15 protein-coding genes and 1 rRNA gene are annotated in these 17,935 nt (G+C 41.7%); all 16 read left to right on the forward strand.

The window, feature by feature from the left end; all coding sequences use genetic code 11:
• The first annotated feature begins 5 nt into the window (after nt 1-5).
• Nucleotides 6-1,124, forward strand: coding sequence for a glycosyltransferase family protein (locus tag AC1TO9_RS10575; RefSeq protein WP_482059124.1), 1,119 nt, complete (start codon nt 6-8; stop codon nt 1,122-1,124).
• Nucleotides 1,124-1,867, forward strand: a complete 744-nt coding sequence (locus AC1TO9_RS10580; RefSeq protein ID WP_482059125.1) for a sugar phosphate nucleotidyltransferase — start codon at nt 1,124-1,126, stop codon at nt 1,865-1,867. Before AC1TO9_RS10575 ends, AC1TO9_RS10580 begins: the two co-directional genes overlap by 1 nt.
• Before the next feature lie 19 nt (nt 1,868-1,886).
• Complete coding sequence (gene rfbC / locus AC1TO9_RS10585; RefSeq protein ID WP_482059126.1) at nt 1,887-2,435, forward strand: dTDP-4-dehydrorhamnose 3,5-epimerase; 549 nt, start codon at nt 1,887-1,889, stop codon at nt 2,433-2,435.
• 15 nt (nt 2,436-2,450) lie between these two features.
• Nucleotides 2,451-3,473, forward strand: coding sequence for a dTDP-glucose 4,6-dehydratase (gene rfbB, locus AC1TO9_RS10590; protein ID WP_482059127.1), 1,023 nt, complete (start codon nt 2,451-2,453; stop codon nt 3,471-3,473).
• Nucleotides 3,470-4,333: a dTDP-4-dehydrorhamnose reductase gene (gene rfbD / locus AC1TO9_RS10595; protein ID WP_482059128.1), complete on the forward strand. Its 864-nt coding sequence runs from the start codon at nt 3,470-3,472 to the stop codon at nt 4,331-4,333. Before rfbB ends, rfbD begins: the two co-directional genes overlap by 4 nt.
• A gap of 140 nt (nt 4,334-4,473) precedes the next feature.
• Nucleotides 4,474-5,412, forward strand: coding sequence for a glycosyltransferase family 2 protein (locus AC1TO9_RS10600; RefSeq protein WP_482059129.1), 939 nt, complete (start codon nt 4,474-4,476; stop codon nt 5,410-5,412).
• A 121-nt stretch (nt 5,413-5,533) separates the two neighbouring features.
• Nucleotides 5,534-6,442 carry a glycosyltransferase family 2 protein gene (locus AC1TO9_RS10605; RefSeq protein WP_482059130.1) on the forward strand — a complete coding sequence of 303 codons (909 nt, stop codon included), beginning with the start codon at nt 5,534-5,536 and terminating at the stop codon, nt 6,440-6,442.
• Nucleotides 6,439-7,845 carry an undecaprenyl-phosphate glucose phosphotransferase gene (locus tag AC1TO9_RS10610; protein WP_482059131.1) on the forward strand — a complete coding sequence of 469 codons (1,407 nt, stop codon included), beginning with the start codon at nt 6,439-6,441 and terminating at the stop codon, nt 7,843-7,845. Before AC1TO9_RS10605 ends, AC1TO9_RS10610 begins: the two co-directional genes overlap by 4 nt.
• 310 nt (nt 7,846-8,155) lie before the next feature.
• Nucleotides 8,156-8,893, forward strand: a complete 738-nt coding sequence (locus AC1TO9_RS10615) for a hypothetical protein (RefSeq protein WP_482059132.1) — start codon at nt 8,156-8,158, stop codon at nt 8,891-8,893.
• 150 nt (nt 8,894-9,043) lie between these two features.
• A complete protein-coding gene (locus AC1TO9_RS10620; RefSeq protein WP_482059133.1) occupies nt 9,044-9,559 on the forward strand; it encodes a hypothetical protein in 516 nt (171 codons plus the stop codon).
• A 132-nt stretch (nt 9,560-9,691) separates the two neighbouring features.
• Nucleotides 9,692-10,393, forward strand: coding sequence for a DUF6270 domain-containing protein (locus AC1TO9_RS10625; protein ID WP_482059134.1), 702 nt, complete (start codon nt 9,692-9,694; stop codon nt 10,391-10,393).
• A 458-nt stretch (nt 10,394-10,851) separates the two neighbouring features.
• Nucleotides 10,852-11,232, forward strand: a complete 381-nt coding sequence (locus tag AC1TO9_RS10630) for a VOC family protein (RefSeq protein ID WP_482059135.1) — start codon at nt 10,852-10,854, stop codon at nt 11,230-11,232.
• Between the two features lie 502 nt (nt 11,233-11,734).
• On the forward strand, nt 11,735-12,412 hold the full coding sequence (pcrB, locus tag AC1TO9_RS10635; protein WP_482059157.1) for a heptaprenylglyceryl phosphate synthase: 678 nt from the start codon (nt 11,735-11,737) through the stop codon (nt 12,410-12,412).
• Between the two features lie 302 nt (nt 12,413-12,714).
• Nucleotides 12,715-15,030 carry a DNA helicase PcrA gene (gene pcrA / locus AC1TO9_RS10640; RefSeq protein WP_482059136.1) on the forward strand — a complete coding sequence of 772 codons (2,316 nt, stop codon included), beginning with the start codon at nt 12,715-12,717 and terminating at the stop codon, nt 15,028-15,030.
• Nucleotides 15,031-15,094: 64 nt separating this feature from the next.
• Nucleotides 15,095-17,122 carry an NAD-dependent DNA ligase LigA gene (ligA, locus tag AC1TO9_RS10645; protein WP_482059137.1) on the forward strand — a complete coding sequence of 676 codons (2,028 nt, stop codon included), beginning with the start codon at nt 15,095-15,097 and terminating at the stop codon, nt 17,120-17,122.
• A gap of 608 nt (nt 17,123-17,730) precedes the next feature.
• Nucleotides 17,731-17,935: ribosomal RNA gene (locus AC1TO9_RS10650) — 16S ribosomal RNA — on the forward strand; the annotation flags it as partial.

Consider the following 17,935-nt stretch of genomic DNA (forward strand, 5'->3'; position numbering starts at 1 on the left):
ATTGCTTGCCAACGAAGTTGAAAATGGCTTATTTAATGCATGTAGACTGGGATTGGATTAAGCAACGTCCTCATTTTTTGTATGAGGAATTGACCCAACACTATGAGGTTGATTTATTTTATATTAATAAGCTTTACGATAAGCATAAGAATAAAATAAAAAATTCTCGGAATGTTCATTTGGACTCTCAGGTAAATATTCTGAAAAAGCTCCCTTTGTCTGGGCGTTACAGGATACTTCAATGGATTGAGGGACTAATTAATAACAATGTAATTAGATCATTTGATAAGTACGATTATATATGGATCACCTCTCCATTAATATTGGACTTTGTACCACTGGATCGTTTTGATGATAAGATCGTAATTTATGATTGTATGGATGACTTTTTAGGGTTTTATACAGGAACGAAAGGAATCAACAGATTGCGAGCTCTAGAGATTAGTTTGGTTACACGGGCTGATTTGATATTTGCTTCTTCGAGTTATCTTAAGGATAAGATGGTATCATCTTATGAAGGGCAATTAAGAGCTGAACCTATTGTAGTTAACAATGGAATTAGCCCAACATTGCTTCAACCAGAAATTTCATTTTCATTGCATGAGCAAGTAAAGGATACTAACCCAAAAGTATTTAACATAATGTATATAGGTACGATTGGCGATTGGATTGATTTTGAGTTAATTTTAAGGGTTCTTCATAAGTTACCTAATGTGATGTTTACTATGATTGGACCAGTGAATACAAAAATCCCGTTCCATTCGCGGTTAAATTTTATGGGTATGGTAAGGCATGAGGAGATTTCTGAGTATGCAAAAACTGCGGATGCATATATCATGCCATTTATCGTGAATGAATTGATAAAAGCGGTAGATCCAGTGAAGATATATGAGTATATCCATTTCCGCAAACCGATCTTCGCTATTAATTATGGGGAAATGCATAAGTTCACTCCCTTTGTAAACTTATACTCTAATGAAGTAGAATTACTTGAACTGGTTATGGACTTCCAAGATGGTAAACTTGAGATGTGTGCAGATATCGATGTAACAAGCTTCTTGAATAGGAGTACATGGAACATAAGATGTGAAAAGATTGTGCAGGTTTTGAAAGGAGAGATATGATGAAAGCCATTATTCTAGCAGGTGGAACAGGCTCCCGACTTTACCCGTTAACTAAAGTTACCAACAAACACCTTCTACCCGTTGGTAAATACCCCATGATATTTCATTCCATATTTAAACTCAAACAAGCAGGTCTTACCGACATCCTCATAGTCACTGGGAAGGAGCATATGGGTAATGTGGTCAGTCTACTTGGCAGTGGCCGTGAGATGGGAATCTCATTTACCTATAAAGTCCAAGATGAAGCCGGAGGAATAGCACAAGCACTCGATTTGGCTGAACACTTTGTTGGAGAAGATCAAATGGTTGTGATCTTAGGTGACAATGTGTTTGAAGACGATATTACTCCTTATGTACATAACTTCCAAGAGCAGAAGACTGGCGCGAAGATCCTAATCCAAGAAGTTCAAGATCCGAAACGCTTTGGTGTACCTGAACTTCAAGGAGAGCGTATTATTTCTATTGAAGAGAAACCAGAACAACCAAAGTCTAATTATGCGGTTACAGGGATTTATATGTTCGACCATAAGGTGTTCGATATTGTGAAGACCCTGAAACCTTCTAACAGAGGCGAATTGGAAATCACAGATGTGAATAATGCATATATTAATCGTAACGAGCTAACGTTCGATATTCTCCAAGGTTGGTGGACGGATGCAGGAACACACGCCTCTTTAGCACGGGCTAATGATCTCTCGCAGGATCTGTACTTTGGTGAATCATTTGGAAAACTAAAATTATAAATAGGAGGAACGTTTATTTATGAAAGTCACTCCTTTAGCATTATCAGGTGCGAACTTACTTGAACCGGTTGTCCATGGAGACAGTCGGGGTTTTTTCATGGAAAGTTATAACGATTCCTTGCTACAACAGCAGGGGATCAGTCATACTTTTATCCAAGATAATCAATCCCTTTCGGCAGAACCAGGGGTTCTCCGTGGCCTTCACTATCAACTTAACCCCAAGTCCCAGACTAAGCTACTCCGGGTACTATCTGGTGCCATTTACGATGTGATCGTTGATATTCGTCATAACTCACCAACGTTCGGTCAGTGGGTGGGAGTCATCTTAAGTGAGCACAATCATCGTCAACTTTTAGTTCCCAAGGGTTTCGCCCATGGGTTCTGCACGCTTGTTCCGAATACGCAAGTATTCTATAAAGTGGACGAATATTATTCACCGGAGCACGATCGTGGCATACTATGGAACGATCCTGCTTTAGGGATTGATTGGCCTACATCCAATCCGATTCTTTCGGATAAAGATCAACGTCATCCGCTACTTCAAGATGCGGAGCTTAATTTTGAGTAGGGGGTATATTTTCTAATGAAACTTCTTGTTACCGGTGGTGCCGGATTTATCGGTAGTAACTTTGTTATATACATGCTGCAACAGCATCCGAATTACCAGATTGTAAATGTGGATGCATTAACTTATGCGGGAAATCTAGAGAATCTGAAGTCTATCGAGAATAATTCGAATTACTCCTTTGTTAAGGCAGACATTACGGATGGTCAGGTTATCGATCAAATATTTCAGCAAGGTATTGATGTGGTTGTTAACTTTGCAGCGGAGTCGCATGTGGATCGGAGTATTCTAGAGCCGGAAGTGTTCGTGAAGACGAATGTGTTGGGTACACAAGTGCTGCTTGATGCGTCTAAGAAATATGGTGTGACAAAGTATGTACAGGTATCCACGGATGAAGTATATGGTTCGCTTGGTGAGACAGGTCTCTTCATGGAGAGCACACCTTTGGAGCCGAATAGTCCGTATTCCGCTAGTAAGGCGGGAGGGGATCTGTTAGTTCGTGCTTATCATGAAACATTCGGACTGCCAGTGAACATTACTCGTTGTTCTAATAACTATGGGCCATATCAATTCCCAGAGAAGCTTATCCCATTAATCATATCTCGTGCATTGAGCGATCAAGCCTTGCCAATATACGGTGATGGGTTGAATATTCGCGACTGGCTGTATGTTGAAGATCATTGTAGTGCGATCGATCTTATTATCCATCAGGGACGTGTGGGTGAAGTATACAATATCGGTGGCAACAATGAACGGAATAATCTCCATATTGTGAAGACCATTCTACAAGAGTTGAATAAACCAGAATCTCTAATCACTTATGTGGAAGATCGCTTGGGTCATGACCGTCGTTATGGTATCGATCCAACGAAGCTTACACAAGAGTTAGGTTGGAAACCGAAGCATAACTTCGAGACGGGTATAAAAGAGACAATTCAATGGTATCTGAATAATAAAGATTGGTGGACTCGTATTCAATCGGGAGAATACCAGCAGTATCAGGTGAAACAATATGGTGAGCGTCTAGGAGATTCTCTATGAGAGTACTTGTAACAGGGGCAGCCGGTCAGTTAGGGACGGATGTCGTCACTAATCTGCGGAATAGCGGTCATGATGTGCTTGCCTGTGATCGGAATGAGCTGGATATTACAGATCTTGCACAATGCCATCAAGTGATTGGTCAATATCAGCCAGATGTTGTCATCCACTGTGCGGCATATACAGCGGTAGATGTGGCAGAGACAGATATAGATGGTGCTTATACGGTGAATGCTGTAGGTACGAGAAATATAGCAGTGGCTGCAGAAAGTACTGGATCCAAGCTGATCTATATCAGTACGGATTATGTATTTGATGGTACTAGCACTGAACCATACCAAGAGTATGATAATACCAATCCTCAGAGTGTTTATGGTAAGTCGAAACGTGCAGGAGAGGTGCTAGTGCAAAGCCTGTCATCACGATACTTTATCGTTAGGACCTCTTGGGTATATGGTGTATATGGGAATAACTTCGTCAAGACGATGCTACGTCTCGGTCAAGAGAGATCAACTCTAAAAGTCATACATGATCAGAAAGGCTCTCCAACCTATACGGTTGATCTAGCCAATTTCTTATTAGAGCTAATGGAAACTGAAAAGTATGGTATTTACCATGCATCCAATAGTGGCGCATGTACATGGTATGAGTTTACACAGGCCATTTTTGAGGAAGCTCGTCAGTTGGGAATCAACATGATTACTCAGCCGGAGCCTTGCTCGACAGATGAATTCCCACGTCCGGCTCATCGTCCAGCTAATTCGGTCATGGAGCATTTATCGATTCGAACGAATGGACTTCAGGATTTAAGACCTTGGAGAGAAGGGCTGAAGGATTTCCTTGTAGAGTGTACTTCCAAATAAATATGAGTGTTACTATCTCTCGGTCAATGGTTGAATTGATCGGGAGATTTTGTCTTATGTGGAAATACATCTAAAGTGTTGTCGCGAATAATGTTATAATACAAGTCATTAACTGCTTGAGATATGAAGGAGGTATTACGTTGAAACGCTTCAAAGTTCAAGTGCTATTATCTACGTACAATGGTGAGAAATATATAGATGAGCAAATGAAGAGCTTGCTTTCACAGGAAGATGTTGAACTCCAAATAGTAATCCGTGATGATGGTTCAACTGATGGAACCGTGAGGAAATTAAAGAAATACATAGAGCAATATCCAGACCGAATTTGTATTTCAGAGGATGATAATCTTGGCGCTGCTAGAAGTTTTTTTGATTTGATAGCTAAAGCTTCAGATGAATACGACTACTATGCCTTTTGTGACCAGGATGATGTTTGGAATGAAAATAAGCTAATACAAGCTATTGAACATCTTAATCAAAAACCAGCGGAACAGCCTTTAATGTATTGTTCAACGACGCAAATGGTAGATCAGTATTTAAATCCCTTGGGCGTGTGGCCTAGCCCTCCTCAGAAACCATTATCCCTCTACAATGCTTTAATAGAAAATGTATGTGTTGGCTGTACTATGCTTATGAACAAAGAAGCCCTAAATATCGTGAAAAGCAATCTTCCGCACAATTTGAAAAATGTTATTATGCATGATTGGTGGGTTTATTTATGTGTATCCACTTTTGGAGAAGTAGTGTTTGATACAGAGCCTGCCATCTTTTATCGTCAGCATCAATCGAATGCTTTGGGTGGATCAACAGATGGATGGGTGGGGAAATGGAGGAAGAGGTCTCAGCGATTTCTAAATGGACAGAACCATTATATTCTTAGCAATCAGGCTAAGGAGTTTATAACCGTATTTACTCAATTGATGGACAATAATCAGTCTAATGAAATTCAAGAACTTCTAGAAATACAACAACGAAATCTTGTTAGGCGCGTTATATATATTATGAAGACCCCATTTTATAGACAGTCAACAATAGATAATTTGGTTTTTAAAATGGTGTTTATAGCGGGTAAGCTATAAATATCAACATAAGTCTCTCGTGTAAATGTTTGCTAATTCCCCATGAAATTCTCCTGATCTACCATCAGTATGGTATAATATTGTCGATAGATTACTATATTTGTCAGGAAGTGCTATATACATGGATTTAAGTATTCTTATTCTTAATTATAATACATGCAAGCTAACGATGGACTGCCTACAATCAGTATTTGCTTCGAATACAGGTTATACCTTTGAAGTGATTGCTATAGATAACCATTCTAGTGATTCATTTGTCGAGAGTGTTGCCATAGAGTATCCTCAAGTGACACTTATCGCAAACGATGATAATATCGGGTTCGCCCGCGGAAATAACCAAGGAATGGACATCGCGAATGGGCGATATGTTCTTCTTCTCAACTCAGATACGATTGTACAAGAGGATACGTTGCAGACGATGATCTCCTTCATGGATGAGAATCCAACCGTAGGAGCATCAGGGTGCAAAGTTATTCTGCCTGATGGAAGTCTTGATAAGGCATGTCGTCGGGGGTTTCCGACACCATCGGCGTCTTTTTATTATGCTTTCGGCATATCTAGATTATTCCCTGATAATCCAAAGTTCAATCAGTACCAACTAGGCCATTTGGATCCGAATGAGGAGTATCCTGTGGATTGTCTGGTAGGTGCATTCATGATGGTTCGCCAGGAAACGATTGATCAGGTGGGTAGACTGGATGAGACCTTCTTCATGTATGGTGAGGATATTGATTGGTGCTATCGCATCAAGCAGGCGGGTTGGGGCATTCATTATTATCCTCGTACGACCATCATCCATCTTAAAGGGGGAAGCGCTCGTCGCAGACCCACACGGATTATCTATGAATTCCATCGCGCGATGGTGATATTCCATCACAAACATTATAAAGACCGTTACCATTGGCTGACTAATAGCGTTATCTATACGGGGATTGGTTTGAAGTTCACGATGGCGATCCTCAAGAATAAGTTGACTCAGTCGAAGCCAGCTTCGAAACCAGCAGATAATCAGGTGGAGGTGAGATTATGATTCGTAGAAGTCAGGGTATACTTACCAAGTTATATATTTTATCAGATTTTCTCGTCGTTCAGATGTCATTCCTGCTCGCTTGGTGGATTAAATTCGAAAGCGGCTTGATTCCATATGAAACTCCGATGCCTATAGAGAAGTATGCGTTATGGAGTCTTGTCTACGGTGGGATCGCGGTTGTTATAGGTGTCGTATTGACGCTTTATTCACCCAAGAGAAAAAAGAGATTCGCAGATGAATTCCTCAAAGTTATTCAGGCTCATATGGTTAGTATATTCGTTCTGATTAGTGTCATGTTTATTATTAAAGAGATTGATATTTCACGGGTGTATCTAGCGATCTATCTAAGTTTGAATATTTTCTTTATTATATTTTATCGCTATTTCCTTAAAGTCTCTCTTAAGCATTTTCGTGAGAAAGGCTACAACCGACAATTTGTATTAATTGTGGGAGCAGGTAGTCTAGGTAAACGATTTTTCAATAATTTGAGGCAGTATCCCGAATTAGGTTATGAGGTCGTTGGATTCTTAGATGATAATCAGGTCTGGGATAATATTGAGGCGAAGCATTTCAGTCCAATTCTCGGAAATTTGGATGATCTTGAGGAAGTGCTCAGTCGAGAACTCATTGATGAAGTTGTCCTTGCGTTACCACTAGATGCGCATTCGAAATATAAGAATATTATTGTCCTTTGTGAGAAGGCGGGTGTACGAACTCTGATCATACCGGACTTCTTCGATTACTTACCGGCTCGCCCTTACTTCGATAATTTCGCGGGTATGCCTATGATTAACGTTAGAGACATACCACTTGATGTAGTAGGTAACCGAATATTTAAGAGATTATTCGATATTGTATTTTCTTTGACCACGATTATATTGATTTCACCTGTGATGCTCGCAGTGGCAGTGGGTGTCAAATGTACTTCATCGGGCCCCATTATATTTAAGCAAGAGCGTGTTGGATTGAATCGTCGTAATTTCATGATGTATAAGTTCCGTTCGATGAAGCAGCAGCTGGAAGATGGAGTAGACACAGGGTGGACGGTTGAGAATGATCCTCGTCGAACTCGGTTCGGTACATTCATACGATCTACAAGCCTAGATGAGCTTCCCCAATTCTTCAATGTGTTGATGGGACATATGAGTGTCGTAGGACCACGACCGGAACGACCTTATTATGTGGAGCAATTCCGCGATGAGATTCCAAAGTATATGGTGAAGCATCACGTTCGCCCCGGCATTACCGGTTGGGCACAGACGAACGGCTTACGTGGGGACACCTCCATAGAAGATCGGATTAACCACGATATTTTCTATATTGAGAACTGGTCTATTTTATTTGATATTAGGATTATTATGAAGACCATTACGAATGGATTTAAGAATCACAATGCTTATTAAGTAGATTATGAGGCTGTTCCTTGAGCGATACGATACGCTTAAGGGGCAGTCTCTTTTGTATATCCAGATTGATTCAATAAATGGTTAAATATACTAGGTATGAATGGCAGTTGTGATTACGGATTGGGCTTGTTCGAGCGAATAATTAGTTTCTATTGGGTTGTACTAGGAGCTAGCCTAAAAGTAACCTTGAAGGTGCTAGAGAAGGAAATACAGACATTATGAATGCTCACCTGTTAGGAAGATAGGTTCAGTCCATCTCAATCTATCGACTAGGCTGGATGTTAAACAGGGAGGCAATGCTGCGCAGTTGGCGGATAAAGCGACAAACGCAGTACTGGTTACTTACAATGGAGTAACTACTAAATTTACAAACCAAAGCACTGCCATATTTGTTGATGTCGACAGTAATGTCGTGAGCGGAAACGATGGGTTAAGTGAGGTTACACCTGTTAAACTATCAGATATTGAGACAATATTCACCGCACTCAAAGCGGCATTTCCGGTTTTGTTAGCGTATTGGGTTGTCAAGTTGGCTGTGGGAACATATCAAGGCGATGGAACTAAGCATCTTCTATTTTTAAAAGGTGTTGAATCGGTTGAATGGATTGAGGTAAAAGGCGCAGATGTAACAATCTCAGAAGTACCTACCACAATATTAGATGGTAAGTTAAACGGAGAAGCATATACTCACGGAATGTTTTTTCAGAACATGAGAGTAAAGGTATCAAATATAAAATTCCAAAATTTCAGTGAGGGGACAACACCTAACATATCAACGGGAAACAGCGCAGGGCTCGCTTTTTCGAGAACCTCTGGTGAAATTTGGACTGTAAATATTCACGCCTACCTATGTTCTTGGGCTGGATTAGTAAACCAAGGGACGCCGAGAATGTATGTTGAAGGTGGTAAATTTGAATATTGTTGTCAAGGAATCGCGGCCATGTTTAACGTGCAGGTTAGCAGCGGGTACAGAGGTTCTTTCTCTAAGCCGGATGAAGAAAATACAAGACTAGTTAATAATATTGAGTCCGGAGTATTACTTTAATCTCAAGTTAACGGACATTGTGATTATTACATCTTCGAAAACAATATAAACCGCAGTTTGGTCGTGGTAACCTCAAGCGAGGTAAATGCAGTTAGAAACACTTTCAGAGATAATAATATCGCAATCAGTGCTCAATCTAACTCAAGGGTAATGAACCAAGCAAATGTTTTTTTAAGAAACACTCAGGATTTTGACTTGTTTTACGCTGGATTTGTGCAGCATTCGGCCAATTCCGATGCGGGTAATCGTCGTAGACAGGTAGATCAATTACTTGATACGTCTAATTCCTATTTTACTCAAAATGCTCCTAGTGGTGGAGGGGTTATATTTACACAAGGTTTGCAACCATCAAGCCTATACGGACGTGGCAAGACAATGGAATTAATCGTATATGGTCGCGTGAGTAACATATCTCCTAATACGAGTGAATTAATAATAAAAGTAAGTGATGGCGCCAATACAGTGACACTAGCTACTTTTCCACTCTCCTCAACGTCAGGATATAAACCATTTAAGTTATCAACTTATCTCTCTAACTACAATCAATCAAATTTTATATTCAACTCCGATTTCACATTAGATGGTACATTGCCTGTCATTACCAATGTAACAGGTGTTACCGTGGATTCGACAGCGGAGTTAACGGTGACGTTAGAGTCGCAGTAAGCGGTTCGAGTGGTAACACAATTATTAATATATTCAGGGTTCTTCCTAGAGTTGTTTTTTGATATGGGTGTTATCAGCGACTAGATACTGATATAATAAACTCACATTATTATACTCGCATGGAGGGAAACCGTGAAAAAAATCAGTATATTTGGGAGCTGTGTCTCAAGAGATATATTTCGCATTGTTGGTGGGGAATTTGATTATAATTATTATGGTCGCACATCAGTAATTAGCTCAATGTCTCCCCCTCTTAACATCAGTGATTCTGATGTTAAGCTAGAATCCGCCTTTCAGCGTAAGATGGTAATGCAAGATTTTAATAAGGACTTCATAGATTCTACAAGTCGGTTTGATCCTAGTATTGTGATTATCGATTTTGTTGATGAGAGATTCAACCTGCTAAAGTTGACTAATTCATATGTCACACGGACGAATGAATTAGTCAACGGAAAATTAGAAACCTTATTCTCCTTCGAATCTATACCAAGATTCAAAGAATCAACTCATGAGTTGTGGGAGCGTAGTTTTGAAAGTTTTATCGAAAAATTATTATGTGTTGTTCAGTTAGAGAAAATCCATCTACATGAAGCTTATTGGGCTGAGGAATATGTAGATGAAAACGGGAATATCACGAGGTTTGATAATCATGATGAAATTGCAAAGAACAATGAAATGCTTAAAAGGTATTACGAGCATTTTAAAAAAACATGTCCGGGAGTAACGGTGGTATTTGAACCACCGTTGGGCGACGTAAGTCATGTGTGGGGGAAATCCCCAGTTCATTTTACAGAAAACTATTACCGCAATATTTATAACCAATTGAGAGCCTAGCAGCTCTTTTTCTTTTGCAGATTAGGACCATTATGTACAACAAAAGATCCAAAAAGGGTAATCTCCAGATTTGAACTATGCCCTGTAAGTTGAGCACTTTATCTCAAAGTGCTCAACTTACAGGGCATTTGTGTTTTCATCAAAAATATATAAGTATAAAATGGATAAATCCCCCATCAAAGTAGACTATCATTTAATCGTAATGCGAGATTTCAATCCACAGTACAATGTACCCTAAGGTTGATGATTATTGACGATGGATTCTAATGATAATATACTTCAAATAGTTAAGGTAACAGGGGAAACTATTATTAAGGAACGATCACAATAAGCTTGCTAGAAAAAGAGCAGGAAGCGGAGATGCTTTCTCTTCTCGTAATCGTATCGAATTTACAATTCGAGGTAAAAGTGAAAAAAACATCTACACTGCAAGTAATAGCGATAGTATACGAAATCAAATGATTAATAAGATCGGTCAAATTATGTTATATGTCAATAACCAGGATGAGGCAGTAAAGTTTTGGACAGAAAAGGTTGGGTTTAGTGTCGTTTCTGAAGAAGATAACGGTCAAGGATTGAGATGGATTGAGATTGCCCCTACAGAGGGATCAGCAACTAGCTTCGTTCTCCACAATAAGGAGTTCATTGCGCTAATGCAGCCCGAATTAAATCTGGGTACACCTTCGTTAATCTTTTATTCAGACAATCTAGATAATCTGTATAAAGACTTTTCAGATAAAAACATCACACTCGGAGAAATGGTAACTATGCCTGGAGGTAGAGTATTTAACTTTGCTGATCATGACAATAATTACTTTGCTGTGATGGAGAAAAGCTAAATTGATATTACACAATGGAACGTCCACTGGGGCGTTCTATTTATTTGATCGTGAATTGCGGAAAAGTTACGTATGAGATCTAGTGGTCACTATGAAGCTGAATAGTGTTCATTTAGTCGGTTGTGTAACTTTCTTCAGGCCTCGCACCAAGTTGCGCGACGGTCGTTGTATCGCTACGTCGCCGCAAAGTCGAGCAATTGCAGAAAATGCAGTTAATTAGTTGGGAAAGGTGGAATAGAGAGAAACAGATGCAAAGATACATCTAAAATTGGGGAAACGGCGGAAAATGGGGTTTTGGGAGTAATTAGATGTATGTTTTGCAGCTAAACCCAGAGCTAATGGAGAAGGAGCAAATTTAAGTGTACTTTGTGCAACTGCGAGACCGACGATGGTTATATATTCCGTTCCTATTCAACGCGAACAGATTGACACTGCCCCCTCGCTAACATAGACTAGATTTAGAGTCTTACGATGATCCGTGGGGGTATGAAGGTTGAAGCAAATGATGAAGTCTTGGAGACATGTATTTAAGCTAGATCCTGACCGGGAGATGGATGAACGGAGTCTGGATGCAGTATGCATGTCCGGTACAGATGCTATAATGGTTGGAGGGTCATCAGGGGTAACTTATGAGAATACCGTCGAGCTGATGTCACGGGTACGTCGGTACGAATTGCCATGTGTACAAGAGGTGTCGGATATGGAAGCCATTGTGCCAGGGTTCGACCTCTATCTGATCCCAATGGTGTTGAATAGTTGTGATCCATCTTGGATCGTGGGACATCAACAGCAAGCCATTGATCGGTTCGGATATATGATCCCTTGGGAACTACTCGTGACAGAAGGATATATTGTCCTGAATCCAGATTCCACCGTTGCACAATTAACGGAAGCAGATACTAAGCTTGAACGATCAGGGATTGTCGCTTACGCCCAAGTGGCAGATAAGTTGATGTCATTGCCCGTAGTGTACTTGGAATACAGTGGTATCTTTGGAGATATGGAGACCGTTAGAGCGGTGCAACAAGAACTAACAGGAGCTCAACTTATATATGGCGGTGGTATCCGAGATCTTCATTCGGCCATACGAGCAGCAGAGGTAAGTGACACCATCGTAGTCGGTAACATTATTTATGAGGATTTAGCGCAAGCATTGCAGACCGTAGGGGCTGTGAAGTAGCCGTTGTAGAAATAAACTGCACCATAATCACTATTCATTGAAAATATGGGACAGCGAGCAAACCTAGCGCAGGGAACGGAATTGTCCTGAAGAAACGTTAGTGGTCGCCTACAAGTTTTCCGTAGGAAAGCTACCTCGAAAGCATATGCTTTGACATTGGATTTCTACTACCATAGGTTGTATACAATCAGGAAATCCAAGGTCAACAGCGATTGTAAGGACAATCCGTACCCGCAGCGGTCATCTCACACCACTATTTTCAAGGAATTATTATAATTTATATTTGGAAGGAGCATGTGCGCATGCAACCTATTGACATACATGAAGCGATAAAGAAACTCAACCCACCGCAGCAGCAAGCGGTTGAAGCTGTAGACAAACCTCTATTAATTATGGCAGGTGCCGGGAGTGGAAAGACGCGGGTGCTTACGCATCGAATCGCGTATCTGATTGCCACACGTAAAGCTCCACCTTGGGCTATTCTGGCCATCACTTTTACGAACAAAGCAGCACGTGAAATGCAAGATCGCGTATCGAAGCTTGTGGGAAGAGAAGGTCGAGATATTTGGGTATCTACTTTCCACTCCATGTGCGTACGTATTTTGCGTAAAGATATTGAAAGAATTGGATTCGGCTCGAGCTTCTCGATTCTGGATTCAACCGATCAACTCTCCGTCATCCGCAATTGTATGAAGGAACTTAACATTGATACGAAGAAATTCGAACCGAAGGCTATTCAGGCTATTATTAGTGCTGCCAAGAATGAGTTAATACTACCTGATCAATTCGAACAGAAGGCTACGGATTATATCGAAGAGCTTGCGGCTAAAATATATAAGATGTACCAAAGACGACTGAAGAACAATAACTCACTAGATTTCGATGATCTGATCATGAAGACGATTGAATTATTTAGAGAAGTTCCAGAAGTTCTCGATTTCTACCAAAAGAAATTCCAATACATTCACGTCGATGAATATCAGGATACGAACCGTGCGCAGTATATGCTGTGCCGTATGTTAGCTGAGGGGCATCACCGCATCTGTGTCGTAGGAGATAGTGACCAATCCATCTATCGCTGGCGTGGAGCGGATATTACGAACATTCTTAATTTCGAGAAGGACTATCCAGAAGCACAGACGATCTACCTGGAGCAGAACTACCGATCTACCTCGAACATTCTGAATGCAGCGAACGAAGTCATTAACCTGAATACAGGACGCAAACCGAAGAAGCTGTGGACCGATCAGGGCGAAGGCGCCAAAATTAAGGTGTATCGTGCCAATTCGGAACATGATGAAGGATATTTCGTTGCATCTGAGATTACTAAGAATGTGAATTCAGGGCAATCTTATCAGAATCATGCCATTCTGTATCGTACGAACGCTCAGTCTCGGGTAATTGAGGAAATTCTGATCAAATCAGATATTCCCTATCAGATTGTGGGCGGCATCAAGTTCTATGATCGCAAAGAAATCAAAGACTTACTCGGATATTTGAAGCTTTTGTCCAATCCAGATGACGATATCAGTTTAACGAGAATTATTAATGTGCCGAAGAGAGCGATCGGTGACACGACGGTAGCAAAATTAGCGGCGGCGGCATCGGAGCGGGGTACTTCTATTTTCCGAGTGTTGCAATTCGTAGATGATCTTGGATTCGCCGGACGAACACGCGACGCACTTGTGGGCTTCTATGATATGATCGCATCCCTGCATCGTATGGTGGAGGAATCGTCTGTTACGGAGTTAACGGAGAAGATTCTAGAGTTGTCGCTATATCGCGAGGAGTTGGACAAGGAGAAGACGCTGGAATCACGCTCTCGCTTGGAGAATATTGAAGAGTTCTTGTCTGTAACGATGGAATTTGAGAAGAATAATGAAGATAGATCATTGGTAGCTTTTCTAACAGATCTAGCTCTAATCGCTGACATCGATACGATGAATGATGATCCTGAGGAGCAAAAAGACGTCAACACCGTGACTCTCATGACGATGCATAGCGCTAAGGGTTTGGAGTACCCGGTTGTGTTCATTGTTGGAATGGAAGAGGGCGTGTTCCCGCACAGCCGTGCTTTCAGTGATAATGAGGAGTTGGAGGAGGAGCGCCGTCTTGCCTACGTTGGTATTACACGCGCGGAGAAACAGTTGTTTCTATCTTGTGCACAGATGCGAACTTTGTTCGGTCGGACAACAGCGAATCAACCGTCTCGTTTCCTAGAAGAGATTCCAGACGAACTGAAAGAAGATACGGTGATGGCTCGAGATCGTGATCGCTATCAGCGGGGTGGCAGTACAGGTGGTGCCTATGGAGGACGTAGCTTGGGTGGTGGAGGAAGTAACTTCGGATCTAACTCATCTCTTAGTGGTTCTACCGCATCGGCGGCTAATCGCGTGACTGTAACGACATCCATGAAGCCGAATACGGAAGCGGGAAGTTCATCTGATCTGTCTGCTCTAAAAGCAGGCGAGAAAGTCTCCCATGGTAAATGGGGAATTGGCGTTGTCGTCGCTGTCAAAGGTAGCGGGGATGACACGGAGCTGCAGATTGCTTTTCCAGCACCTGTTGGAGTGAAGCGTTTGTTGGCAGGGTTCGCACCCATTACGAAGGTAGAGTAATAGAGGATATTCAAAAGACTGTCTTTTGATCACGAAGTATATATTGAAGGGGAGATACGCTGTCATGGATTCGATTCAACCGATGGATCTGCTCGTAGCCGAGATTAATAAGCACAATTATCATTACTACACGATGGATACACCTCTTTTGAGTGACAAAGAATATGATGCTTTATATGATCAGTTGGTTCAGCTTGAAAAAGATACTGGAATCGTCCTCCCCGATTCTCCAACGCAAAGAGTAGGAGCGGAATTACTCAAGGGTTTCGAACCTCATCGTCATTTGGCACCGCTCTGGAGTCTGGATAAAGCGCAAAATATGGATCAGCTTCGCAATTGGAATAATCGAGCGATTAAGCTTGTGACAGAGTATAACAACAATAACCCGGATGATCTTTTGCCGGATCTGTGCTATGCCGTTGAATTGAAGTTCGATGGGTTAACGCTGAATCTGACTTACAGTAACGGGAGATTAGTACAGGCAGCAACTCGGGGAAATGGGGCGACGGGTGAGGGGATTCTTGCGCAGGTGAAGACGATTAAGTCCGTTCCACTTACGATTCCTTATACTGAGGGCACGATTGAAGTTCAAGGCGAAGGGATTATGAATCTGTCTGTTCTTAGTGATTACAATCTGCAAGCTGCGGAGCCACTGAAGAATGCGCGTAATGCCGCGGCAGGGGCGCTTCGTAACTTGAACCCGAAGGCAACGGCGGAACGTCGATTGAATGCTTTTTTCTACAATGTGGGTTATAGCGATGCTGTTGAATTTAAGGATCATCGTGAGATGATGGGCTTCCTGCAGGATAATCGATTTAAGGTCAACCCGTTCATTGCTTATTTCGAAGACTTCGAAGATGTGATGGAGGAGTTAGTGAAAATAGTGGAGCGCCGCTCATCTCTAGACTATCTGATCGATGGAGCTGTTATCAAACTTGTAGATATGCGTACGAGAGAGGTACTGGGCTACACAGATAGATTCCCACGTTGGGCAGTTGCCTATAAGTTCGAAGCGGAAGAGACAACAACTGTTCTGGAGTCTGTGTCTTGGGAAGTAGGCCGTACGGGTAAAATAACTCCTGTCGCTCGGGTAGAAGCTGTTGAGCTTGCTGGAGTAACGGTTCAGAACTGCACGTTGAACAATATCGGCGATATTGAACGAAAGAACTTGAAGTACGCTTTGGGTGCGCGGGTGTTCATTCGTAGATCCAATGACGTTATTCCTGAGATTCTCGGCAAAGTACCAGAAGAGGCTGATGGGGAGGAAATCGTATTCCCTACAAATTGTCCATCATGCGAGTTCCCATTGGAGCAAAAAGGTGCACATCTATTCTGCAATAATCGTCTTGACTGCAAACCACAATTGATTGGACGGATTACTCATTTCGCCTCACGTGATGCGATGGATATTGATACGTTCAGTGTGATGACTGCAGAGCTTCTATATAATGAGCGAGGAGTGCGTGAACCGGCAGATTTGTACACATTGGCTTATGATGACCTAGTTAATCTGGATCGTTTCGGGGAGAAGAAAGCCAATAACCTTCTGCAAGCGTTGGAGAATAGCAAAGGACGTGATCTGGCGTCGTTCCTTTTCGGCTTAGGAATTCCGAACACGGGTAAAGCAACCACTCGAATGTTAGCAGAACATTACCGTGATCTATCTCTTGTGATGGCAGCGACGATCGATGAGTTAATCGTTCTACCAGATGTCGGCGGGATTGTCGCTGAAAGTATCGTGAACTTCTTTGCAGATCCGCGTATGCGCGCAGGAATTGATGTGATGCTGGCTTTAGGTGTGCAAGCGAAAGCGCCGGAAGAAGCTCGAGTAGTGAGTACAGACTCCTTTTTCAGCGGGAAGACGGTTGTGCTGACAGGAACGCTGCATAAACTGACTCGTGATGAGGCAGCGGATCGTTTGGAAGCATTAGGTGCGAAAGTAACAGGTAGTGTGTCTGCGAAGACTGACCTCGTTATTGCTGGTGAGAAAGCAGGAAGTAAGCTTGCGAAGGCACAAAAGCTTGGCATTCAAGTGATCGAGGACGAAGATGAGTTTATTCGGTTATTGGGACTAGATGCGAAGTTGGAGTGATACCTCTGAAATAGATAGGAAATGCAGTGGCCTCTATATAAGGGGCTGCTGCATTTTTTTTAGGAAATCTTCCTGAACTAAAAGAAAATCCCACGGGCGCAACAACTGCTAGAATCACCCAACCAGAATTAGCAAAGTTGTGATAGTTTAACCCGGAGGGCATGGTCGCGATAAGCCTATATGCTCGCAAGGACGTCTCACTCATGAAGTGATCAGGAAGTGGTAGTTATTTCGATAAAAATAACTTTGCAAAAAAGCTTGCATCTTGTCGAATGCCATGGTATATTATCAACTGTCGCTTCAAACAAGTGACAAACCAAGCTTCTCACAATCTAGTAAAAAGAAATAAAAAAGAGTTGACATTGATAGTGAGAACATGATATATTATATTTCTGCCGCAAACGACATTGTTTGACAGCAGACGTAAATAAGTTCTTTGAAAACTGAACAAATGGATGATGTGAAATTTTTAAAAAAGAACATTTATGTTCTTGTCAGTTTGTTTCAAAATGAGCATAATCGCTCTTTTCATTATTCGTCATGTAATTCATCCTCTCCGCAAGGAGATGGACGAATTACATGACGGTCGATCAAACTTTGTTTGATCTTAATTGGAGAGTTTGATCCTGGCTCAGGACGAACGCTGGCGGCGTGCCTAATACATGCAAGTCGAGCGGAGATTTCAGAAGTGCTTGCACTTCTGGGATTTCAGCGGCGGACGGGTGAGTAACACGTAGGTAACCTGCCTGTAAGACTGGGATAACTATCGGAAACGGTAGCTAATACCGGATAATATATTTCTTCACATGAAGG

The sequence above is a fragment of the Paenibacillus sp. Y916 genome, assembly GCF_056786435.1.

What these genes read in the sequence shown, in the direction of transcription:
- pcrB (WP_482059157.1), top strand. Translation starts at nt 11,735, where the DNA reads ATGATGAAGTCTTGGAGACATGTATTTAAGCTAGATCCTGACCGGGAG.
- AC1TO9_RS10605 (WP_482059130.1), top strand. Translation starts at nt 5,534, where the DNA reads ATGGATTTAAGTATTCTTATTCTTAATTATAATACATGCAAGCTAACG.
- ligA (WP_482059137.1), top strand. Translation starts at nt 15,095, where the DNA reads ATGGATTCGATTCAACCGATGGATCTGCTCGTAGCCGAGATTAATAAG.
- rfbC (WP_482059126.1), top strand. Translation starts at nt 1,887, where the DNA reads ATGAAAGTCACTCCTTTAGCATTATCAGGTGCGAACTTACTTGAACCG.
- rfbB (WP_482059127.1), top strand. Translation starts at nt 2,451, where the DNA reads ATGAAACTTCTTGTTACCGGTGGTGCCGGATTTATCGGTAGTAACTTT.
- AC1TO9_RS10580 (WP_482059125.1), top strand. Translation starts at nt 1,124, where the DNA reads ATGAAAGCCATTATTCTAGCAGGTGGAACAGGCTCCCGACTTTACCCG.
- pcrA (WP_482059136.1), top strand. Translation starts at nt 12,715, where the DNA reads ATGCAACCTATTGACATACATGAAGCGATAAAGAAACTCAACCCACCG.
- AC1TO9_RS10630 (WP_482059135.1), top strand. Translation starts at nt 10,852, where the DNA reads ATGATTAATAAGATCGGTCAAATTATGTTATATGTCAATAACCAGGAT.
- AC1TO9_RS10620 (WP_482059133.1), top strand. Translation starts at nt 9,044, where the DNA reads ATGAACCAAGCAAATGTTTTTTTAAGAAACACTCAGGATTTTGACTTG.
- AC1TO9_RS10610 (WP_482059131.1), top strand. Translation starts at nt 6,439, where the DNA reads ATGATTCGTAGAAGTCAGGGTATACTTACCAAGTTATATATTTTATCA.
- rfbD (WP_482059128.1), top strand. Translation starts at nt 3,470, where the DNA reads ATGAGAGTACTTGTAACAGGGGCAGCCGGTCAGTTAGGGACGGATGTC.